Source organism: Shouchella miscanthi (genome assembly GCF_007725405.1).
Lineage (GTDB): Bacteria > Bacillota > Bacilli > Bacillales > Bacillaceae_D > Shouchella > Shouchella hunanensis.
On sequence record NZ_CP042163.1, the window covers coordinates 1,401,109 to 1,424,999 of the forward strand.

A 23,891-nucleotide genomic window follows, 5' to 3' on the forward strand; every position below is an offset into this window, starting at 1 on the left:
GAATGAGGGGGATGCTAAATGACATGGTTATTGAAAAACTCATTATTAATGTATTTGCCATTGTAATCCCCGTGCTTATCTATGGCCTTCGGGCTGAAGGTAGCTGGAAAATTCAACGTTCATTAACGATGTTTTTATTTATGAGCGGAGCGGTTTTATTGTGCCTGTTTTTTTCCATTAATGTTGGAAACATTCAATGGGACTTACGCTATATTCCGATACTGCTTGCGTTTTTATATGGAGGTAAACGAGCTGGTTGGGGCGTTGCAGCTATTGCGGTAGTAGGCAGAATAGGTCAAGGTGGAGATCTATTTTTACTAGGGGTAGTACTGATCGTGTTAACTGCTCTTTTTTATGCCTTATGTGTTAACCGCTTTTATATGTTACCACCTAGATGGTCAAGAATTCGTTATGCATCGTTGTTAGTGATTCTTCCTGCCACTATTCAAACCTTTGGTACCTTATACTTAATTAACTATGAAAACCACCTGTCTGAATCGTGGATAGCAGGATGGTTGTATATTGTCTTTCTTGTCGTCACCGTTGTGCTTGTTACTTATTTATTTGAGACTTTATTAGAAAAAGAGCGTATTGTAGCAGAGCTCGTTGCGACTGAAAAAGATTTTACAAAAGGGGAGCTGGCGGCTTCAATTGCCCATGAGGTACGAAATCCGTTAACAGTGGTAAAAGGGTTTGTGCAATTATTGTCAGAAGATAAACAACATGCTGAATATCATAAACTGATTTTAAGTGAACTGGATCGGGCAGAATCCATTATTTACGAGTTTTTAAATACAACGAGACCGCAAACGAACGCTACCTTTCATTTAAACGAAACCGCACGTGAGGTAGTGGCTTTACTCACTCCCTATGCACAAGAGCGGTCTATTCAACTGACAATCGGCACATGTGAGCAAGCCATCGTAAACGGGAACGAAAACAAGGTAAAGCAAGCGCTGATGAATTTTGTGAAGAATGGCATTGAAGCGTCAAATGAAGGGGATACTGTAACCATACAATTAGATCGTTTAAAAGATCGAGCGCAAATTGAAATCAATGATAACGGTGTAGGAATGAGTAGACAGCAATTAAAGCAGTTAGGCACAGCGTATTTCACAACAAAGGAGTCAGGCAATGGAATCGGAACAATGGTATCCATTCGTATAGTGGAAATGATGAACGGGATGGTAACATTTAAAAGTAAACCTGGAAAAGGAACAAAAGTAGTCCTTTCATTACCGATAGAAAAGGAAAATGAATAGGAAATATAAATTTTCCATATAAGAAGATGGAAGGTAGCGAATCATACTTGCTATCTTTTTTGTTTATAGTTGAAGGTATGCTGGTATACCAGCATACCTTTGCTTAAAGATAGTCATCGACACGAACGATTTGTCCATTTGCAAAAGTGGGGTTCTGTAGACAGCGAATAAGAGAACGGGCGACGATAGATGCAGGCTGAAGTCTTCCGCTTTCATGAAAGCGCTTAAACTGTGCTACAGATGGGAATTGGTTTTCTTGAAAATGTCGAATGGTTTGTTGCATAGTCGTATCCATGATACCAGGGTTAAACCCAGCTACTAAAACAGGTGACGAGGCATCTTCCTGTTCTTTTGCGATTGAATGTACAATCATATTTAGCCCTGCTTTTGAGCTAGAGTAACCGGACCAGCCACTAATAGGCTTTGAAGCTACTCCTGATGTAACAAAGAGCATTCGTTTTGAAATCGTTAACGATTGCACGGACTGAATAAATAAATTGCTTAGTTCGAGAGGGGCTACTAAATTCACTTCGACTTGTTGACTAAAGCTTACCTTTTCGAGAGTGCCGAGCCTCCCTACAGGATTAATAAGAGCAGCGTTATAAATAAATAACATTTCTGTGGCAAGCGAAACATTAATTGAAGCGAATACGTTTGAAAAAATATCCTGACGTGTAGCTACATGGCTAGCATCGAAGGGTACATGAGTAAAAGATGGATGTGTATGTATCTCTTTTGGTGCTTCTGTTCTTGAGAATCCAATCACTTCATACTGTTCTTCCAGCAATTGCTTAACAACGGCTGCCCCTAATCCTTTTGAGCTACCAATAACGATTGCAATGCGCATCTGTTTTTCTCCTTTTTGTTTAGTATAGTGATTCGTTACTAACCAATCAATCAATGTGTTTGAAAGATCGGTTACGTGGAATAATATAAAAGAAATGTCTGATTGGGCTACTAAGATGGGGGAATGATGAAATGACTTTTTCGTCAAAAACACGAAAAAACTCACTGGAAGACATGCAACGTAATGAATTAGACTTATTAATTATTGGTGGAGGCATTACAGGTGTAGGAACAGCACTTGATGCAGCTACAAGAGGGCTAAAAGTAGGTTTAGTCGAAATGCAAGATTTTGCAGCAGGCACCTCAAGTCGATCAACAAAATTAATTCATGGTGGTCTTCGGTATCTAAAACAATTTGAAATTAAGCTAGTGGCTGAAGTAGGAAAAGAACGAGAAATCGTTTATGAAAATGCACCCCATGTAACAACGCCGCTAAGAATGATGCTTCCATTTTATAAAGGTGGTACCTTTAACTCCCTTACAACATCAATTGGTCTGCGTGTATACGATAAATTGGCAGGTGTCAAAAAATCAGAACGAAGAACAATGATGCGTGCGAAGAAGGCGTTGAAGAAAGAGCCGATATTGGCTCCTGACCAGCTAAAAGGGGCAGGAATGTATGTTGAATATCGGACAGATGATGCCCGCTTAACAATGGAAGTAGCGAAAACAGCTTCAATGTATGGAGCACACTTAGCCAATTATGTGAAGGTAGAGTCGTTTACGTATGAAGATAATCACGTTAATGGTGTAGTTGCAAGAGACTTACAATCAGGGGAAGCTATTGTAATTCATGCAAAGCACATTGTGAACGCAACAGGGCCTTGGGTTGATACACTACGTGAGCAAGACCGCTCAAAACAAGGAAAGACGATTCACTTAACAAAGGGTGTTCACCTTGTTTTTTCAAAACGAAAGCTACCCTTAAACCAAGCACTTTACTTTGATACACCTTATAACGATGGGCGAATGATGTTTGCGATCCCTAGAGATGAAAAAGTGTATGTCGGAACAACGGATACAAATTATAAAGGATCAATGCATGAACCAGGTGTAACAAGAGAAGATGTAGATTATATTATCGGAGCTGTTATGGCTCGGTTTCCTGATCATAAAGTAACAAAAGATGATATTGAATCAAGTTGGTCGGGGTTGAGACCGCTCATTCATGAGGAAGGAAAGGACCCGTCTGATATTTCTCGTAAAGACGAGATCTTTGTTTCGAGTAGTGGCCTAATTACGATAGCAGGTGGAAAATTAACAGGCTACCGAAAAATGGCGGCTGACATTACAGACCGTGTATGTAAGTCTTTAGAAGACAGCGGGGTAGACACATATCCGCAATCAAAGACGAAACACCTTGTGTTAAGTGGTGGAAAAGTTGGTGGTTCTGATCAGCTGGAGCATTTCAATAATGTCCATATTGAAGCTGGCGTACAGTTGGGATTGGATAAACCGATTGCAAAAAAATTGGTTGAGCGATATGGTTCAAATGTGCCTCAAGTCTTCGCTTATTTAGATGATTCGAGGGCAGAAACGTATCACGTACCAAAAGATTTATGGGCTTCTTTACGATATGCCATTCAGTACGAGATGGCACTCACACCAGTAGACTTTTTCTTGCGTAGAACATCAGATTTGCTATTTGATATTCAAACTGTCTCAACGTTTAAGGGGCAAATTGTTCAAGCAATGGCGGATTTACTATCGTGGACAGAAGAAGAAATGAAAGCACACCAAGAGGAGTTAGATGAGCAAATTCGTCTCCTAACTCTTACAGATATCTAATCATAAAAGGGACTTACTAGAAAGCGTTATATCTAGTAAGTCTTTTCATAAATTGCAAAAAAATATGTAGTTTGGTATAATTCAAAGATTGTTTTAGTTGACTATTGGAGGATTTATATGGACGCATTTCACGATCTTATAAAAAGTATTAATGGTGTTACATCGTACATACTCGTCGCTGCTTTAATTAGCGTAGGGATCTATTTTACATTTCGGTCTAATTTTGTTCAATTTCGTTTATTTCCAGAGATGTTTCGGGCCATTACCGAAAAGAAAACGAAAAAAGGGGAAGTTTCTGCTTTCCAAGCGTTTTGTATTAGTGCTGCCTCTCGTGTAGGTGCTGCCAATATCTCTGGTGTAGCATTAGCAATCGTTATGGGAGGGCCTGGAGCAATTTTTTGGATGTGGGTCATTGCCATTATTGGTATGGCGACAGGTTTTATTGAAAGTATGCTAGGACAAGTTTATAAAGTACGTGTTGATGGTCAATTTCGTGGAGGACCAGCTTATTATATTGAGCGTGCGCTAGGAAAACGATGGTTAGGGATCGTTTTTGCAGTGTTAATTGCTGTTACATTTGGGTTTATCTTTAATTCACTACAGGCAAATACGATTGCCGTCGCATTTGAAAACGCGTTCCAATTTGATCCACTTATTGTCGGAATTATTATTTCCCTTGCAGTCGGTGTCATTATTTTTGGGGGAATTCGTTCTATCTCTGTATTTTCAGGTATTGTTGTACCGATTATGGCTGTACTTTATCTTGGAGTTGTGGGATTTGTCGTTGTAACAAATGCAGAAGCGATTCCAGCGGTGTTCTCATTAATAGTAGGAAATGCATTTGGCTTTCAGGAAGCAAGTGTCGGAATCTTTGCTGGCTTATTAGTCGGTGCTCAAAGAGGCTTATTCTCAAATGAGGCTGGAATGGGGAGTGTGCCGAACGCCGCTGCGACAGCGGATGTGTCGCATCCGGCAAAACAAGGGCTTGTTCAGTCGTTGGGGGTGTTCTTCGACACAATTATTATCTGTTCAGCAACCGCTTTTGTAATATTGTTAACGGATGTCTATTCTTCTGCTTCAGAAGGAGTGAATGGTGTGGCGTTAACGCAGGAGTCATTAAGTCTGCTAGTCGGTGATTGGGCTGTCCCATTCATTGCAATTGCTATCTTTTTCTTTTCGTTTACTTCTCTCGTGGGAAATTATTATTATGGAGAGACGAATCTTGCATTTATTAAAGAAGGAACTGGTTGGCTTCAGGTCTACCGTCTAGCAGTCATGGGCATGATCGTATTTGGCTCTCTTGCTAGTATTGGACTTGTGTGGGATATGGCGGATGTATTTATGGCGTTTACAACCGTTGTAAACTTAATCTCCATTGTGCTTATAAGTAAAATTGCCATTGCCGTTATTAATGACTATGTATTACAGCGAAAAGCAGGGAAAAATCCTGTATTTAAAAGCAAGAACATTCCTGGCTTAAAAAATGCAGATACATGGGACGATTAAAAACAAGCGACTACGCTTGTTTTTTTTCTGTCTTAAATTACGAACTTGTCTCATACCTTATTAAAGAGAGAAAAGGAGAGATGAGCTTTGGGTACGTTTTTCCGTGGTGTTCTTGTTTTGAGTGGAGCAGCTTTTATTGGAGAGTGTTTGGAATTTGTTATTAATATGGTGTTAGCTAGAGAATTAGGTGATGAAGCATTTGGACTATACATGGCGATATTGCCCACAATGTTATTTGTTGTTGTTTTAGCAAGTGTGGAGCTGCCAGTTGCGATATCAAAGTTAATTGCTGAAAAGGAGCCAAAGTATCATTGGGGTATACTAGTACAGTCCTTAAAACTAGCAACCATTTGTGCGGTAACTGTGATGGTAGCAGCACTTCTCATTTTGCCACACTTAAGTGTGTTACAGCAGTATCATGTTGGTGTACAGTGGATGCTCTTTTTACTTATACCAGTCATTACGTTTTCGTCTGTCGCAAAGGGCTATCTAATTGGTGCACACCAAACCTCTAAAATTGCAATCGCAAATATTTTAAAACGAACTGCACAGCTTAGTGGATTGCTCATTGTGTTTTACATGTTTTCCTTTACGAGCGATCTTGCTATTTTTATGGCGTTATTGGCATTGAAACTGAGTGAACTACTTGTTCTTTTTTATTTAGTGGTTGTATTTATTCGCAAGATACACGAAACAAAAAAGGGTCACCCACAAAAGAAAGTCAGTCAAAAGGAAGTACAGAAAAAGCTATTGGCTGTTTCCATTCCGACAACAGGCTTACGCATCTTTCATTCTATTACGTTTGCAGTAAAACCGTTCTTAATTACAACGGCTCTTACCAATGCAGGAGTTCTTGAAAGTGTCGCCCTCGTACAGTACGGAAAACTAGCAGGGATTGCCTTTACAATCGGGTTCTTTCCTGCATTTGTAGCGCATTCTCTTCTTGTTGTGCTAATACCTATTGTTGCTGATAGCTATGCAAAACGTCAGTATGATACGCTTCATTATTATCTGAGACTGTCGTTACTTGTTACATTTGGTTATGGATTACCAGTTGTACTCGTGTTTTATTTTTTTGCTGAACCAATAACGACCATGTTTTTTGGGCCATCACCAGCAGCCGACTACTTGAAAATCTTAATTCCTTATTTTTTATTCCAGTATTGTGCTACACCATTACAGGCGTATTTAATTGGAATTGGACTCGTTAAAGATGCGTTTCTTCATTCATTCTACGCAACGGTCGTATCTTTCTGTTTAATGATTTCGTTAGGTTCAATGCCAAGTTTACAGATGAACGGTATTATTATTGGCATGAATATGAGCGCAGTCTTGCTGACCATATTGCACTATATTACGATTTGCAAGAAACTAAAGCTAAATATGTTCATGCGGCCAGGTGAAAGCAGGATATTTAGATAATGAGAGAAGTGCAATAGAAGTAAAGGAAAAACGAAAGAAGGATAGATATTAGACTCCCTCCAATGTAGTCACTTAATGTGAAGTCGTTGGAGGGATTTTTTGTGTTAAAGCGAGGAAATGGCACTGTCAGTTCGTGTTTCCAAGCCACCGACATACGAACCTTTTGTTTCATCTCTCCAAATGATTTGGCCTCTTCCGAATGAAATGACATCATTTGCAACGCTAATTTCGTGACCCTTTCGCGCTAAGCCTTCTGCAATATGTCGTGGAAATGTTGGTTCTACTATTACTTTATTTCCTTCAGTCCATTGCCAACGAGGGGAGTCTAGAGCAGCTTGAGGGTGTAAAAGAAAGTCGATCGTATTCATAATTACCTGCACATGCCCTTGTGGCTGCATAAATCCGCCCATAACACCAAATGGGCCAATACCTTTTTCATCCTTAGAAAGGAAGCCGGGGATAATAGTGTGGTACGGACGTTTCTTCGGTGCTAACGCATTATCGTGGCTAGCATCTAAAGAAAAAGCATGACCGCGATTTTGTAAGGAGATACCGGTGTCAGGTACAACAAGTCCTGAACCGAAGCCCATGTAATTCGATTGAATAAACGAGACCATATTGCCTTCCTCATCAGCTGTACAAAGGTATACGGTCCCACTACCGACGGGTTTACCAACTGTCGGCAAGTTAGCCTGATCCGTAATTTCTGCTGCTCGTTTAGCTGCATAGGTTTTGTTAAGTAAAGACTCCGTTGGTACACTCATGTGACCCTCATCGGTTATATACGCTTTTCCGTCAGCAAAAGCAAGCTTAATCGCTTCAATTTGTTTGTGATACGTTTCTACGCTTTCTTTTTCGCCAATTTCTAATGCTTCGAGAATATTTAACGCAATTAGCGCAATTAAGCCTTGCCCATTAGGGGGAATCTCCCATACATCGTACCCTTTATAATTTGTGCAAATGGGTTGAACCCACTCAGGTTCGTATGCTGCTAAATCTTCTTTACGTAAATAGCCGTTATGTTTTTTAAAGAAGGCATCGATCTGATCAGCTAATTCCCCTTCGTAAAAAGCTCTTCCGTTTGTTTCACCAATTAAACGCAACGTTTTGGCATGATTGGGAGATCGCCATATTTCGCCGGGTTCAGGGGCACGGTTATGTAACGAAAATGTATCGAACCATGCGGTAAATTCTTCAGCTGTATGTTGCTTCTTAAAGCGATTGTAGCTCATTTTCCATTGTCTTGAAATCGTAGGGGTGACCGCAAAGCCTTCTTCTGCAATGTCGATGGCTGGTTGGAGTACATCTAGTAACGATAGTTTACCAAATCGTTCGGAAAGACTTGCCCATGAAGCAGGTGCACCAGGGACCGTTACTGGTATAAGTCCGGTTGTCGGCATTGAATCAAACCCTCGCTGTTTCACTTCCTCAATGGTTAATGCTTCAGGTGATGGACCGCTACCGTTTAATCCATAAATGGCTCCATCTAGCCAGACTATTGCAAAGGCATCGCCACCGATTCCATTTGAGCAAGGTTCCACAACAGTTAAACAAGCGGCTGTCGCAATGGCAGCATCAACTGCATTTCCTCCTTGCTTTAAAATGTCTCTACCAACCTGAGCGGCAAGTGGTTGTGATGTTGCGACCATACCTTTTTTTGCATAAATCGGCATTGTTGTGGAAGGATATGGGTGGTAGTGTGGATCAAATTCCATTTTATGAAGCCTCCTTTTTTAGTAGTGTAACACGATCAAAAAGAGGGAAGAAGAAATTAAGATTAAAATGGCTATCATTGTTATTGACTAATTTGTATATACAAGGTATGATCAATGCGAATAATATATTTGTATATACAAATTAGAGAAGAATAAAAGCGACGTTTTTGAAAACGTTAGCAAAGGAGGAAACAAGATGGCTGTTAACTATAAAAAGTCTGCTGAGCAGATTTTAGAGGCCATTGGCGGAGAAGCAAACATTTCTTCTGCCACTCATTGTGTAACAAGACTGCGTCTTGTTTTACAAGATGAAAGTCAAGTTGATACAAAGGCGTTAGAAGACCTTGACGTTGTGAAGGGGACATTCTCAGCAAACGGACAGTTTCAAATTATTTTAGGAAACGGCGTTGTTGATAAAGTGTATAAAGAATTAATGGCGCTTACGGGACGTGAAGAGCAGTCAAAAGACGATGTGAAAGAAGCGGCTGCCAAGAAAGGTAACCCCTTACAAAGAGCGATTAAAGTATTGGCAGATGTCTTTATCCCTATCTTGCCAGCAATTGTAACGGCTGGTTTGTTAATGGGGTTAAACAACGTTTTAACTGGTGATAACATTTTTTATGATAACGCATCAATCATTGATGTTCATCCTCAGTGGACTGATTTTGCGGATATCATTAACGTGATTGCCAGCACCGCCTTTACGTTCTTACCAGCGTTAATAGGGTGGTCAGCCGTAAAACGATTCGGTGGCAGCCCGTTACTTGGTATTGTGTTAGGGTTAATTCTCGTTAACCCAGCATTATTAAGCGCGTGGGATTACGGAAGTGCTCGTGAAGCAGGGGAGATTCCTGTCTGGAACCTGTTTGGATTAGAAATTCAAAAGCTTGGTTACCAAGGCCAAGTTTTACCAGTGTTCGTCGCATCCATTATTCTTGCAAAGATTGAAGTATTCCTAAGGAAACGCATACCTGATTCATTCCATTTACTAACGGTTGCACCAGTTGCCTTACTTGTAACGAGCTTTATCACATTTATTGCTGTTGGTCCAATTACATTTGCTATTGGAAATGGCATTGCCGACGGATTTATTTGGTTATTTAGTGCGGTTCCTGCCATTGCTGGATTCTTATATGGAATTATTTATGGACCACTCGTTATTACCGGCATGCACCATACCTTCTTAGCTGTAGATTTACAGTTAACGAGCGGTGGCGCAGGTGGTACGTTCTTATGGCCAATCTTAGCGCTTTCTAATATTGCCCAAGGGTCTGCAGCATTTGCTATGTATTTTGTATTGAAAAACAAGAACTTAAAAGGGTTAGCGAGTACATCCGGTCTATCAGCTTGGTTGGGAATTACAGAACCAGCATTATTCGGAGTGAACCTTCGCTTCCGCTTCCCGTTTTTAGCAGCTATTATTAGCTCTGGTTTTGCAGGCATGTTCATTTCTGTTCAAAGTGTGTTAGCAACTAGTGTTGGTGTAGGTGGTGTACCTGGAATTTTCTCTATCCAGCCTGGTAGCTGGGGGGCATTTGCAATTGGTATGGGAATCGTCATCTTATTGCCGTTTATTGCAACGCTCTTATACGGCAAGATTCGAAATCCGAAAAGCCTACATGAATAGGAAAGTAGTGCAAGAGTTAGAACTATAGTAATTCATAGAGTTTTTTAAAAGGAAGACTTGCCTTAAGCAGGTCTTTTTTTACTTGTATATACAAGTGTGGTAAACTAAGTACGTATGATACCAAAGAAAGGGTGAACTGTAATGGAATGGTGGAGAAAAAGTACGGTTTATCAAATTTATCCAAAGAGCTTTAATGACACAACAGGTAATGGTGTCGGTGATTTACAAGGGATCATTGAGAAGCTTGATTATATAAAAGAATTAGGAATTGACGTTATTTGGTTAACACCGATTTATACGTCTCCACAACAGGATAACGGCTACGATATCGCGGATTATTACACAATTCATGACGAGTATGGAACTATGGAAGATTTTGATCAGTTGTTAGAAGAAGCCCATTCACGTGGCATTAAGGTCATAATGGACTTAGTTGTAAACCATACTTCTACAGCGCATCAGTGGTTTCAATCGGCGATGCAAAGTAAAGACGCAGATTTTCGCGATTTCTATATATGGAAAGAAGCAATAGAAGGAAAAGAGCCAACAAATTGGCAATCAAAGTTTGGTGGCTCTGCATGGAAATGGAATGAAGCGACCCAAGACTATTATTTGCACTTATTTGATGTGTCTCAGGCCGATTTAAATTGGGAAAATGAAACAATGCGTCAGCATGTGTATGACATGATGCACTTTTGGTTTGAAAAAGGAATTGACGGTTTTCGCTTAGATGTCATTAATTTGATTTCAAAAGACCAGCGCTTCCCAAATGATGACGGTAGTGTAGCTCCTGGTGATGGACGTAAGTTTTACACAGATGGACCACGCGTTCATGAGTTCATCCACGAAATGAATCAAGAAGTATTGTCTAAATACGACAGCATGACAGTAGGAGAAATGTCCTCGACAACGATTGAAGACTGTATTAACTATTCAAATCCGAGGCGTCAAGAGTTATCCATGACGTTTAATTTTCACCATCTAAAAGTCGATTATCCAAACGGTGAAAAGTGGACTGTTGCTGACTTTGATTTTGAACAATTAAAATCAATTCTATCTGAATGGCAAGTACGAATGCATGAAGGTGGGGGCTGGAACGCGCTCTTCTGGTGTAATCATGATCAGCCACGAGTTGTGAGTCGTTACGGTAATGATCAAACGTTTCACCAACAATCTGCCAAAATGCTTGCTGCGACGATTCATCTTATGCAAGGTACGCCTTACGTCTATCAAGGTGAAGAGTTTGGCATGACCAATCCATATTTCACCTCTATAGATGATTACAGAGACGTAGAGTCGTTGAATATGTATAATGAATTGCTTCAGGCTGGTAAAAGTGAGAAGGATGTTCTAGAAATTTTACAACATAAATCACGTGACAACTCTCGTACGCCTGTCCAGTGGAACGATGAACGTCACGCTGGATTTACGACAGGAACACCTTGGATTCATGTTGCACGCAATTACAAGCACATTAATGCTGAAAAGGCGTTAGCAAATAAAGACTCGATTTTTTATTTTTACAAAAAGCTCATTTCACTTCGGAAAGAGTACGATGTGATTACAGATGGAAATTACACGCATTTAACACATAATCATCCGACTGTGTTTGCGTATGTAAGGGAAAATGAACAGCAGAAGCTTCTCGTTATCTCAAACTTTTATCGTACTAAATCCGTGTTCACGTGTCCCGCTTCTATGGTATCGTTAGAAGGAGAACAAGTCATACGAAATTACGATGGCGAAAAAAAGCTAACAGCATCATTAGAGTTAGAACCTTACGAAACCATCGCATTTCTGTTAAAAAAGTAGGGCGATACGTTGAAAAGTAAATTCCATTCCATTTACCAACATTTAATTCGTGATATTCATGAAGGACGCTATATGCCAGGTGATACATTGCCGTCCGAACATGAGCTATCGACTCAATTTCAAGCTTCGCGAGAAACCATTCGTAAAGCGTTAAAGCAGCTTTCTGAACATGGGTACATTCAGAAGATTCAAGGGAAGGGCTCTGTTGTATTAGATGTACAGCGACTTGATTTTCCTGTTTCAGGCGTAACAAGTTTTCAAGAGTTAAATCAAAAATTAGGTATGAATGCATCAACAGCTGTTGTAGCGTTTAATGAACTAAAAGCAACAGCAGAACAAGCTCACTCATTTCAACTGCCAGAGGGAGACAAACTTTTAGAAATTGCTAGGGTGCGGATGATTGATGGAGAACGTATTATTCTTGATAAAGATTGGTTCCCGAAAGCACTTGTACCAGGGCTAACAAAAGATATTTGTGCTGGAAGTATTTACGCCTATATTGAGGATATGTTAGATCTCACAATTAGTTTTGCCAAAAAAGAGATTGTCGTTGACGTTGCCACCCAAGAAGATGTAGAGCTTCTTGATGTTGAACCAGGGAGTCATATCGTTGTTGTGCACAGTTTGACATACTTGGAAGATGCAACTTTACTGCAAATCACAGAATCAAGACACCGTCCAGACCGCTTCCGCTTTGTAGAGTTTGCTAGAAGACATAAGACGTGAGCAAATTAGTTTTCTTGTGGAGGCAGAACCTTTATACTTGTTGAAAAGAAGCAATGGAGGAGAGGTAAACATGTCTGTATTTGATTACACGGTAAAAACGAGTAAGGGTGAGGATTTTCCGTTATCAAATTATGAAGGTGACGTTCTTCTTGTTGTGAACACAGCAACGAAATGTGGGTTTGCATCACAATTTGATGGCTTAGAATCGCTTCACCAAACGTATCAAAGTGACGGATTGCGTGTATTAGGCTTCCCAAGTAACCAATTTATGAATCAAGAGCCAACATCTGATGATGAAATGGAAAGTGTCTGTAAATTGAATTTTGGTGTGACCTTCCCTCTTTTTGCAAAAACCAATGTAAAAGGGAAAGACGCTAATCCGCTTTTTAAGCACTTAAAAAGTGAAAAAAAGGGTACAATAGGCGAAGAGATTAAATGGAACTTTACGAAGTTCTTAGTTGATCGAAATGGTCATGTCGTGAAGCGGTACGCTCCGCAAACGAAGCCTAGTCAAATAGAAAACGATATTAAAGCGGAAATCGATAAAAAGCAATAGCCAAAAAACTGTGTAGCAACCGGCTACACAGTTTTTTTTAGGAGGATTGTTGACATTTATGGGAATGGAACGGGAGCAACAAGCGATAGCATTTCTGAAGCAATTTTATGAAGAGACGAGCAAAGTAGGAGTCTCAGAACGTATTGAAGAGGTCCTTCAAGAGATTAACAGTAGGGGATCGTATACATTAACGTCAGATGAGCTTATGTATGGCGCAAAATTGGCATGGAGAAACAGCAATCGCTGTATCGGACGACTTTTTTGGGAGCGAATGCATGTATTTGATGCGAGGGATGCAAGAACGGAAGATGACGTTGTTGATGCGTTGAAGCGACACATTACGTATGCTACAAATGATGGGAAAATTATTCCTACGATTACGATCTTTCCAGAAGGAGATTGGGTACGAATTTTGAATCATCAGCTCATCCGTTATGCAGGATATGAAAAGAACGGAAACGTCGTTGGTGACCCAGCCTCACTTGAATTCACACGACTTTGTGAATCATTAGGCTGGAAAGGGAATGGAACTGATTTTGATGTGTTGCCCCTTGTATTTTCCATTAAGGGCCAGTCACCTGTTTATTATCCTATACCAGAAAAACTTGTGAAGGAAGTGCATTTGCATCACCCAACTTACAAATCGTTTCGTGATTTAGGATTGAAGTGGTATGCGGTGCCGATTATTGCTGATATGAGGCTAGAAATCGGAGGACTATCCTTTTTTGCTGCCCCTTTTAATGGCTGGTATATGGGAACAGAGATAGGCGCACGTAACTTAGCTGATGATTTTCGCTACAATCGCTTAGAGCAAGTAGCAGATCAATTAAATATTGAGCGAAAGAAAGAATCCTCACTATGGCGAGATGAAGCGTTAGTTGAGTTAAATCGTGCCGTTTTACATTCGTTTCAACGAGATGGCGTTAGTATTGTTGATCATCATACTGCTGCAAAACAATTTCAGCAGTTTATTAAAAATGAAGCAAAGCAGAATCGAGATGTAACAGGAGACTGGACTTGGTTAATTCCGCCTATGTCTCCGGCACAAACGTCTATTTTTCATCAGTCATTTCAGAATGAAATCAAGTCACCGAACTTCTTTTATGAAGACGCGTCTTATCAATAGTCCAGTGTGCTATACTGCATAGATAACGAATCATATGGAAAAAGGAAGATGTTCATGAGTTTAGTAAGAGTTGAGGGGCTAAGTAAAACGTTTGGGGAAAAGGCGCTTTTTCACTCTATCGATTTTACAATTGAAACAGGAGATCGAATAGGACTATTAGGTGTAAATGGGACTGGTAAATCCACACTTCTTAAAGTGTTAGCGGGAGTGGAAGGAAAAGAGGCAGGCCACTTCTATCACGCAAACGACTTTACAATTGAATACCTATCACAGCAACCGGAACTTCCAGATAACGAGACGGTTCTTGATTATATTTTTAAAAGTGAATCAGAGTTGTTGCAAACGGTCGCTCGTTATGAAGAAGGGTTAGCAATACTTGAAAAAGATCCAATGAATGAACGGTTGCAATCAAATTTGATTACATTACAAGCCCATATGGATAAAGTCGATGGATGGGAAGCAAGTACACAAGCAAAAACAATCCTTAGTAAATTAGGTGTTTTTGATCTCACAGCTACGCTTGCTACATTGTCCGGAGGCCAAAAGAAACGAGTAGCTATTGCACGGTCGCTTATTCAGCCAGTTGATTTGCTACTGCTTGATGAACCTACAAACCACCTTGACCATGAAACCGTTGAATGGTTAGAGGGACACTTAAATCACTATCGAGGTGCACTAGTTGTTATTACCCATGATCGCTATTTCTTAAATCGAGTGGCCACAACGATCTACGAATTAACAAACGGAAACCTATATCAATATGAAGGGAACTTTGAAACGTATTTAGAAAAGCGTGCGCACCGGGAAGAACAACTAGAGCAAGCAGAGGCAAAAAGACAAAACTTACTTCGACGAGAAATGGCTTGGCTTCAAAGAGGCGCAAAAGCACGAACAACGAAGCAAAAGGCACGAATTCAGCGAGTGGAAGCGTTAAAAAATCAACAAGGCTTAAAAAGTAAAGATCAATTGGACGTTGCGGTTGGTTCACAACGTTTAGGAAAGCAAGTAATCGAATTAAAAGAGGTTAGCAAAACCCTTAATAATAAGCCTTTGTTTACAAACCTTTCCTATCTGCTTACTAATCAAGAGCGATTAGGTATCATTGGTGCTAACGGGAGTGGAAAGACGACGCTCTTAAATATTATGGCAAATCGCATGGAGCCTGATAGCGGTGCATGTATAATTGGAGAAACGGTAAAAATTGGTTATTACACTCAAGAAGATGCTGAGCTTGATGGTAATTTGACCGTTATTGACTATATTAAACAAATAGCTGAAGTTGTGTATACCGCCAAAGGAGATCAAATTACGGCTGAGCAAATGCTTGAGCGTTTTTTATTCCCAAGAGCACAACAATGGACTTATATTCGCCGTCTTTCAGGTGGTGAGAAGCGCCGTCTTTACTTGCTTCGGATATTAATGAGCGAACCCAATGTACTATTTTTAGATGAGCCAACCAACGATCTCGATGTGGAAACACTGGCGGTTTTAGAGGACTATATTGAAACCTTTCCTGGTACAGTTGTGACCGTTTCTCATGATCGGTATTTTCTTGATCGTGTCGTCGAGCAAATGCTAATTTTTGAAAATGGAACCATTCAACGTTATCAAGGGGACTATACAGATTACCTAGAAGAGAAACGTATGGAAGTCGTTCCAAAGAAAGAAAAAGAACCAACCGTTGAGCGGAAAAAAACCAGTAAAAAACTTTCCTACAAGGAACAAAGAGAATGGGAGCAAATAGATGAAAAAATCGCTTCACTTGAAGAGAAGCAAGCGTCGTTAGAGGTGATCATCCAAGAAGCAGGTAGTGACTACGGAAAAATCGCTGATACGATGAAGGAAAAAGAAGTCGTCGATGCTGAACTTGATCAGACACTAGAACGTTGGGCAGAACTAGCTGAAAAAGTAGAACAGTTAAATGAATAAAATAGACAAATGAATAAGATTCATACTGAACGCTAGTAACGGACAATTTAAGGGAGAAGCTAGTTGAAAAAGCTACCTCTCTCTTACAATACGATTACTAGCGTTTTTGTGACGTTTACAGGATAAAGTTGTCACATACAAAATGATCGAAAATGATTGATTGTGAGTGTTTTTGAATGTATAATGAAAAAGTCTTGTAAGCAAAGAGGTGTATGTATGTTAACTGTAGAGAGACAAGAAATGATTCTTAAGCTAGTTCAAGAACGGGAAGTAGTAAAAATCTATGAGCTTATTGAAGCTACTCGTTCTTCAGAATCAACAATACGAAGAGATTTAACTGAACTTGAACAAGGAAAGAAATTAAAGCGCATACATGGTGGTGCGACGGTACTTCAAACGATGAGAGATGAACCAACGATGGCTCAAAAATCATTCAAAAACAGTCATGAGAAAAAGCAAATTGCTAAACGAGCAGCTGAATGGGTGGAAGATGGCGATTGTATTTTTTTAGATGCTGGCAGTACGACATATGAAATGATTCCTTATTTAAAAGGAAAGACTATAGAGGTTGTGACAAACGGTGTCATGAATATTCAAGCGTTGCTAGAAGCAGATATTCATACACATGGTCTTGGGGGTCATGTGAAAAAAGGTACGTATGCGTTTGTTGGAAGAGGCGCTCTTGAAGCCATTTCAAGTTATCGATTTAACAAAGCCTTTATTGGCACAAATGGGCTTACCCTTCAAGATGGATTCACCACACCTGATCCCGAAGAAGCCTACATTAAAGCAAAAGCCATTGCATTTGCTCAGCAAGCTTATGTGTTAGCTGATCATACAAAGTTTGGCGACATTACATTTTCTACATTTGCTTCTATCCAGGACGTACACATCGTAACAAGCTCATACGTTGAAGAAGAAAGAAAGAAGCTCTATCAAGAATTAAAGAAAAGCACGGCAGTAGAGGTGGTTAAGCTATGATTTATACGGTGACCTTAAACCCCGCAATGGACTATTATGTGTCCCTTCCAACATTACATGTAGGTCATGTGAATCGCTCAACAAGCGATCGAAAGGTAGCTGGCGGGAAAGGTATCAATGTATCAAGGGTGTTGAAGGGGTACGGGACTCATTGCGCAGCTCTCGGCTTTATTGGTGGATTTACAGGAGACTTTATACATGAAACCGTTAAGAAAGATGGAATTGACTCAAACTTTATCCGTATTCAAGGTGATACACGTATCAATGTAAAGATAAAAGCAGAAGAAGAATCAGAAATAAATGGTTTCTCTCCTGAGATCACAATTAGTGACAAAGCCGCTTTAGAGCAACAGTTTAAACAATTAAAAAAAGACGATATCGTTGTGTTAGCAGGGAGCATACCCCCATCGCTACAAGCAAACTTATATGCAGAGTGGACAGAACAATTAAATGGACAAGGTGTACATGTTTTTGTTGATACAAGTGGTGAAGCGCTAAAACAGGTTATTAATGCCAAACCATACTTTATTAAACCGAATCAACATGAGTTAGCGGAATTAACACAATCAGTCATTACCACAAAAGAAGAGGCGATTCCTCATGCCAAAGCTCTTGTTGAACAAGGTATTGACTATGTTCTTGTTAGTTTTGCAGGAGATGGGGCGTTACTGGCAACAAGAGATGGTATTTACAGTGCCAATGCACCAAAAGGAAAATTGATAAACTCTGTCGGTGCTGGTGATGCGACAGTTGCTGGATTTATTCATGCTTATCATGCAGGAGCAAGTCTAGAAGACGCCTTTCGTTTCGGAATGGCTTCAGGAAGTGCAACCGCATTTTCCCTTGGTTTTGGTGAACTAGCGGAAGTAAAACGTTTAGAAAAAGAAATTGAAGTGAGCACCACATAAGGAGGAAGATACGAGATGAGGATCTCTGACTTACTAAAGAAAGATACCATTATACTTGACTTACAAGCGGTTTCAAAAGCAGATGTCATTGATGAATTAGTGATGAAGCTTGATGAAGCAGGGCGATTGAATAATAAAGAGGATTATAAGAAAGCTATCTTAGCAAGAGAAGATCAAAGTACGACGGGGTTAGGTGAGGGAATTGCCATTCCACATGCAAAAACAGCGGCTGTTCGAACACCTGCAATCGCCTTTGGTCGTTCTGTTGCTGGGATTGATTACGAAGCACTAGACGGACAACCAAGTCAGCTATTTTTTATGATCGCTGCTTCTGAAGGTGCCAATAATGAACACCTAGCAACTCTCTCAAAGTTATCAACATTTTTAATGGATACAGCTTTTCGTGATCAACTCCTTGCCGCTCAATCGATTGATGACGTTATTGCAGTAATCGATAAAAAAGAAATAGAAGAAAGTGAAGAAGAAGAGGAAGTTCAGTCTACATCTGCTGAGGATACATTTATCATCGGTGTTACCGGATGTCCTACAGGTATCGCCCATACGTATATGGCCGCTGATGCGTTGAAAAAAGAAGCACAAGAGCGAGGCTTCTCTATAAAGGTAGAAACAAATGGTTCAGGCGGGGTGAAAAATCGTCTTACAAAAGAAGATATTGACCGAGCAGATGGTATTATTGTTGCTGCTGACACAAAAGTTGAAATGAATCGCTTTGATGGGAAACGAATTGTCATTGCGCCAGTAGCAGATGGTGTTCGAAAGCCTGCCCAACTAATTGATCGCTCTTTAACAGGAAAAGAAGCGGTTTACTCAGCCCAAGGCGGTCATAAAGAGGATCACGGGGAAAGCCAATCAAGTGGTGGTTTTGGAAAAAGTGTTTATAAGCATTTAATGAATGGTGTTTCCAATATGCTTCCATTCGTTATTGGTGGCGGAATCCTACTTGCTATTAGCTTCTTATTTGAAGTGGATGCGCTGTTAGGAGAAGACAATGTTGTTACGAATATTCTAGGCTTTATTGGTGGCGATAATGCATTTGCCCTCTTTATTCCAGTACTAGCCGCTTTTATTGCGATGAGCATTGCAGACCGTCCCGGGTTTGCGCCTGGTTTGATAGCAGGTTACATGGCATACAATGGAGATGCTGGGTTTTTAGGAGGCTTATTAGCAGGTTTCCTTGCAGGTTATATGGCTTTAGGTGTGAAAAAATTACTTTCTGGTATTCCACAGTCTTTGGACGGTTTAAAAACCATTCTCTTTACGCCAGTCTTAAATATACTCTTTACCGGCTTAATTATGTATGTCCTTATTACCCCACTTGCCTCTGTAAACACCGGTTTACAAAACTGGCTCGGTAATTTAGGAACAGGGAATATGGTCATATTAGGAATTGTTCTCGGTATTATGATGGCAATTGATATGGGAGGGCCGATTAATAAAGCCGCCTATACATTTGGTATTGCTATGCTTGATGCAGGGAATCTTGGGCCTCAAGCGGCTGTTATGGCAGCAGGAATGGTGCCACCGCTAGGAATAGCGATTGCGACAACGTTCTGGAAGCATAAATTTACAAAACAGCAACGTGAGTCTGGACGAACCAATTATGTACTTGGTGCATCCTTTATTACAGAAGGTGCCATTCCGTTCGCGGCAGCAGACCCGGTCCGTGTTATTTCAGCAAGTGTTATTGGTGCAGCAATTGCAGGAGGGCTGACAGGGTTGTTCCAAATTACGTTGCCAGCTCCTCACGGTGGCGTGTTCACCATGTTGCTCGTAAATGATTCAACGTTCTCCTATATGGGGCTTTATGCACTCGCAATTATTATTGGTGCCATTGTGACAGGTGTTCTATATGGCATGATGAAACGACCAATTGATTAATAGGTAATCGAGCCTGCTCTATAGGAGCGGGCTTTTTTGATTTTGAAACATGTGGGTATAGAAAGAATATGGTAAGCTTTTTACAAATAAAAAATAGCTGTTAAGGTGGTGGCTGTGTGAAGCAAATGGAGACACTTAACGTATTAAACTTGGAAACAGGACAGTTTGAAGGCCAAACCATTACAATTAACGATGGAAAAGTTACAGAAATGATGGAGGCACCAATTTCTCATTTGCGAACGTATGCATTACCTGGACTGGTTGATAATCATTGTCATATACAGCCTGCATATGCACCACTTTTTACAGCTGCTGGTGTTACAAGTGTTCGGAATACAGCAGGAAATTCGCTTCATTTAAAGCCATTAAAGGATCACCAGTACGCCTCCTTTGACCCGACCATTTTTACTGCTGATCGAATGATTGATGGTGTACCCGGCTTATGGGGGAAGACGAGTAGTGGCTCGTTCTCTACGCAGTCTAAACATGACGCTATAGAAGAAGTAAAGCGACAAGTTGACGTAGGCGCATCTTTTATAAAAGTCTATGGTCAATTAAAAAGAGACGTTATGGAGGCAGTGGTAAACGAAGCCGCCAAATATAAACTTGACATTAGCGCTGACTTATTAGCCTCTACCGATGTTGACGCACGAACAGCTGCCAAAATGGGTATTCGTTTTTTAGAACATAATTCTGGAATCATTCAGTCTCTTGTTCCAAATTGGCATTGCTTGCTTTCAGAGAAAGAAGATAGAGCGTTACTTGAGAAAGGTTTAGACGAAGATAAGCTTTCTACCTTGTGTGAAGAATTGATAACAGCAGGGGTCGTAGTCGTACCAACCTTAAGTTTATTTGCACAAGGAACAAAAGAGTCTCATTGGAGCATTTCAACATCTGTTAAAACGAGCGCGTTGACAAGCTTGGAGGAGCATTGGAACTATGTACGACCATACATTCAGTCAAGTAAACAAACACGACTATTGGAAGTGAACAAACAAATCACGACTGCCTACCATGAAAAAGGAGGCACAATATTAGCTGGAACGGATTCACCTGCAGGAGTCGATACGTACCCGGGTCAGCTTTTACATCGAGAATTGCAATTACTCGTCCAATGCGGTCTCTCTCCTTTTGAAGCGATCCAATCAGCAACATCGATTCCTAGTAAACTTTTCGGTTTGAACAGTGTCTGTAAAGTAGGGGGACAAGCGGACCTTGTTATCTTGAAAAGCAACCCTTTGAAAGACATTTCAGCAACACGACTGATCGAATGGGTTGTGAAAAACGGTATGTGGCATCGACCAGAGGCGCTTATTGCTAAAGCCGAACAAAACCAACAGACATACAATCAAGCTTCGTATGATAAGCAAGAACAAGTTTATTATGACTATATGAATAAACAGTATCCTCATTTAATGAAATAAAGAAGGTGTTCTAAATGGAAAAACAATTGTTCTGTTCAATGAATGTGAAAACCCCCTTTGAAGAAGAACAACAACTCGTGTATGAGCCATTTTGGCAGATGGGCATGATGAAAAATGAAGAAAAACGGATGCAGCGTATTGAAACGTTACTAGGTGTGAACCAACTTCAAGCGGAAAGAACGAAAGTATTGAAGCAGCAGCAGATGCAACGAGATGCCATTCAAACAGCACTAGAAGTAGGATGTGTTACCGCATGGATTGGGCCATCTGCTGGAGAAGAGCTTGCATTTATGGAGTTAGCAGAGCGTTTAAATCATTCAGAAAGGTTAACGCTTCGACTAGTTCCTGGCCCCCTGCACATTCATGAGCGCGCACCAGAGCTGTTTACGGAATTAGCGCAGCAACCTCCATTAACAAAGAGGGAATGGAGCGTTATGGTCCCATCGTTTTCAAACGTAGAACATGAAAGATTAGTAGAACGAATCGATCGGTTTACACACGAAGTACGTAAGGATAGCTACTTCGATCCAGAAGTCCTTGAGGTATTAAGGCAGTTTGATAAGCCTGTACCAATTGAAAAAGTTGTTGCTGAGATTTACGCTAAGCGGCCTGAATACCCGGTAGCTTTTTACTTTCAACGTGTGCGTGAAAACATTCGAAAAGGGTATATCAAACAAGAGCAGCAAGCTATTTATTTACATGATCAGTTGATGTAAGAAGGAGGTGTATGGATTGTGGAACTGGTCTCCTATTCATATTGGAAACGAAACCAAATAAAAGCCATATTCAACCGCTTTCCATCATCAGTTGTTACCTTTCGAATGGTAAGGAACTATTATTTCGTATATTCGGTTCAGTGGTCTGAGATGGATACAATGGTGATACGAGAAGACTTAAAAGAGATGGAATGGCTTCTAAATGAGGAATTAGGTTTAGTGCATTTCTATAAGAACCGAAAACGTGCATATTAAATAAACGAAGAGGTTAGGTAAAAAAAAGAAGCGCATAGCGCTTCTTTCATACCATGTTCTAAACCTGGTTAAACAGTTGCTTTTTGAAGTTTATCGATAAACGATAATGAACGGCCAGTTCCAATTGCAACCGACTCTAAAGGATTCGGAGCAACATGTACAGGAACGAAGATTTCATCCGAAATCCACTCTTTTAGTCCGTTTAAAAGGGCACCGCCTCCAGTAAGAAGAACTCCTTGATCAACGATGTCTCCACTTAATTCAGGAGGACAATCTTCAAGTGTTGCTCGAAGTGCTTCTAATAATTGGTGCAAGAGCTCGCCCATGGCTTCTTGAATTTCGAATGAATGGAGTTCAATCGTTTTTGGTAGCCCATTTACGAGATCCCGTCCACGAATTTCCATTGTCAGCTTCTCGTGCTCAATTGGTGCATAACCGATGTCTATTTTTATTTGTTCTGCTGTTCGCTCACCAATTAAAATGTTGTATGTTTTGCGAACGTATTGAATAATAGCTTCGTCAAGTTTATCTCCGCCAACGCGAACGGAATTAGAAGAGACAACCCCACCATAAGAAATAATCGCCACTTCAGTTGTGCCACCACCAATATCGACAACGACATTTGCCGTTGGCTCTTCAACAGGCAAGTCAGCGCCAATAGCGGCTGCAACAGGCTCCTCAATAATATGAACGTTTTTCGCACCACAGCTACGTACCGCATCTAATATGGCACGTCTTTCAACGGATGTTGATCCAGTCGGCGCACAAACAACTACATTTGGCTTGCGCATGGCAAGTCCCATATTTTTGCTTGCTTTTTTCATAATTTCTTTTAATAAGCTAGCTGTAACATCGAAATCAGCAATAACACCATCGCGCAATGGACGAACGGCAACGATATGTGAAGGGGTCTTCCCTACCATTTTCTTTGCTTCGATTCCAATCGCTAATACATCTCTTGTATCTATATTAAGTGCTACGACAGATGGTTCGTTTAAAATAATACCTTTTTCTTTACTGTAAACTAAAATGTTTGCTGTTCCTAAATCAATGCCTATTTGTGCAGTTGAAAACATAACCAATCACCACATTTCCTTCTATTTCTTTGACTACATGATAGTGTACCAACTGTGTGGAGAGAGATAAAGTGAAAAAGGATGGAAAAAACGTTTCAATTCGATTTGGAGATATAAGTCGTAATGCCTGCTTTGTTACAGAAATGTAAAGAAGCACCTAAATATAGGGGCTTCAAAAGGTGGGGGAGGGATTCATGTAATGGAAACAAATTAAGAAAATGCCCTCATTGAGTCATTACCGTTGTGTAACCTATGTAAACAGGATGAAAAAAATGATTCAAACAATAGGAATGTTAATGTTTGTTATGATAGGCTAA

At 40.3% G+C, this 23,891-nt stretch carries 19 protein-coding genes; 16 read left to right on the plus strand and 3 right to left on the minus strand.

All coding sequences use genetic code 11. From position 1 onward, the window contains the following. Positions 1–23 precede the first annotated feature (23 nt). Complete coding sequence (locus FPV17_RS06920) at positions 24–1,262, plus strand: ATP-binding protein (RefSeq protein WP_186370749.1); 1,239 nt, start codon at positions 24–26, stop codon at positions 1,260–1,262. A gap of 103 nt (positions 1,263–1,365) precedes the next feature. Here the strand turns inward: FPV17_RS06920 and FPV17_RS06925 are convergent, their stop codons facing one another. Beyond that, positions 1,366–2,109, minus strand: a complete 744-nt coding sequence (locus tag FPV17_RS06925; RefSeq protein ID WP_144558598.1) for an SDR family NAD(P)-dependent oxidoreductase — start codon at positions 2,107–2,109, stop codon at positions 1,366–1,368. 131 nt (positions 2,110–2,240) lie between these two features. Between FPV17_RS06925 and FPV17_RS06930 the strand changes: the two genes are divergently transcribed. From FPV17_RS06930 to FPV17_RS06940, 3 genes are all read left to right on the plus strand, one after another. Continuing rightward, entirely contained in the window at positions 2,241–3,896 is a 1,656-nt protein-coding gene (locus FPV17_RS06930) for a glycerol-3-phosphate dehydrogenase/oxidase (protein ID WP_144558599.1), read from the plus strand. A gap of 117 nt (positions 3,897–4,013) precedes the next feature. Continuing rightward, on the plus strand, positions 4,014–5,402 hold the full coding sequence (locus FPV17_RS06935) for an alanine/glycine:cation symporter family protein (protein WP_144558600.1): 1,389 nt from the start codon (positions 4,014–4,016) through the stop codon (positions 5,400–5,402). Positions 5,403–5,489: 87 nt separating this feature from the next. Continuing rightward, positions 5,490–6,824 (plus strand): polysaccharide biosynthesis protein, encoded by a 1,335-nt coding sequence (locus tag FPV17_RS06940; RefSeq protein WP_144558601.1) that lies wholly within the window; start codon positions 5,490–5,492, stop codon positions 6,822–6,824. A gap of 104 nt (positions 6,825–6,928) precedes the next feature. On the opposite strand, the gene FPV17_RS06945 is transcribed toward FPV17_RS06940, so the two are convergent. Beyond that, positions 6,929–8,539, minus strand: a complete 1,611-nt coding sequence (locus FPV17_RS06945) for a gamma-glutamyltransferase family protein (RefSeq protein WP_144558602.1) — start codon at positions 8,537–8,539, stop codon at positions 6,929–6,931. Positions 8,540–8,735: 196 nt separating this feature from the next. Here FPV17_RS06945 and treP point away from each other — a divergent pair, with 196 nt between their 5' ends. From treP to FPV17_RS07005, 12 genes are all read left to right on the plus strand, one after another. Next, entirely contained in the window at positions 8,736–10,166 is a 1,431-nt protein-coding gene (gene treP, locus FPV17_RS06950) for a PTS system trehalose-specific EIIBC component (RefSeq protein ID WP_060705247.1), read from the plus strand. A 141-nt stretch (positions 10,167–10,307) separates the two neighbouring features. Then, entirely contained in the window at positions 10,308–11,978 is a 1,671-nt protein-coding gene (gene treC / locus FPV17_RS06955) for an alpha,alpha-phosphotrehalase (protein WP_144558603.1), read from the plus strand. A 9-nt stretch (positions 11,979–11,987) separates the two neighbouring features. Continuing rightward, entirely contained in the window at positions 11,988–12,704 is a 717-nt protein-coding gene (gene treR / locus FPV17_RS06960; protein WP_035395504.1) for a trehalose operon repressor, read from the plus strand. Between the two features lie 70 nt (positions 12,705–12,774). Further along, a complete protein-coding gene (locus FPV17_RS06965) occupies positions 12,775–13,260 on the plus strand; it encodes a glutathione peroxidase (protein ID WP_144558604.1) in 486 nt (161 codons plus the stop codon). 58 nt (positions 13,261–13,318) lie between these two features. Next, complete coding sequence (locus FPV17_RS06970) at positions 13,319–14,386, plus strand: nitric oxide synthase oxygenase (RefSeq protein WP_144558605.1); 1,068 nt, start codon at positions 13,319–13,321, stop codon at positions 14,384–14,386. Between the two features lie 54 nt (positions 14,387–14,440). Next, positions 14,441–16,315 (plus strand): ABC-F family ATP-binding cassette domain-containing protein, encoded by a 1,875-nt coding sequence (locus FPV17_RS06975; RefSeq protein WP_144558606.1) that lies wholly within the window; start codon positions 14,441–14,443, stop codon positions 16,313–16,315. A gap of 216 nt (positions 16,316–16,531) precedes the next feature. After that, a complete protein-coding gene (locus tag FPV17_RS06980; protein ID WP_144558607.1) occupies positions 16,532–17,296 on the plus strand; it encodes a DeoR/GlpR family DNA-binding transcription regulator in 765 nt (254 codons plus the stop codon). Further along, positions 17,293–18,204: a 1-phosphofructokinase gene (gene pfkB / locus FPV17_RS06985; RefSeq protein WP_144558608.1), complete on the plus strand. Its 912-nt coding sequence runs from the start codon at positions 17,293–17,295 to the stop codon at positions 18,202–18,204. Before FPV17_RS06980 ends, pfkB begins: the two co-directional genes overlap by 4 nt. 15 nt (positions 18,205–18,219) lie before the next feature. Next, positions 18,220–20,103, plus strand: a complete 1,884-nt coding sequence (locus FPV17_RS06990) for a PTS fructose transporter subunit IIABC (RefSeq protein WP_144558609.1) — start codon at positions 18,220–18,222, stop codon at positions 20,101–20,103. A 125-nt stretch (positions 20,104–20,228) separates the two neighbouring features. Next, positions 20,229–21,527: an amidohydrolase family protein gene (locus FPV17_RS06995; protein ID WP_246117196.1), complete on the plus strand. Its 1,299-nt coding sequence runs from the start codon at positions 20,229–20,231 to the stop codon at positions 21,525–21,527. Between the two features lie 14 nt (positions 21,528–21,541). Continuing rightward, positions 21,542–22,243, plus strand: a complete 702-nt coding sequence (locus tag FPV17_RS07000) for a hypothetical protein (protein ID WP_144558611.1) — start codon at positions 21,542–21,544, stop codon at positions 22,241–22,243. Between the two features lie 18 nt (positions 22,244–22,261). Further along, a complete protein-coding gene (locus tag FPV17_RS07005; protein ID WP_144558612.1) occupies positions 22,262–22,498 on the plus strand; it encodes a protein YuzH in 237 nt (78 codons plus the stop codon). Between the two features lie 68 nt (positions 22,499–22,566). Here FPV17_RS07005 and mreBH read toward each other — a convergent pair whose 3' ends face one another. Beyond that, positions 22,567–23,574, minus strand: a complete 1,008-nt coding sequence (mreBH, locus tag FPV17_RS07010) for a rod-share determining protein MreBH (RefSeq protein WP_060705273.1) — start codon at positions 23,572–23,574, stop codon at positions 22,567–22,569. Between the last annotated feature and the right edge of the window lie 317 nt (positions 23,575–23,891).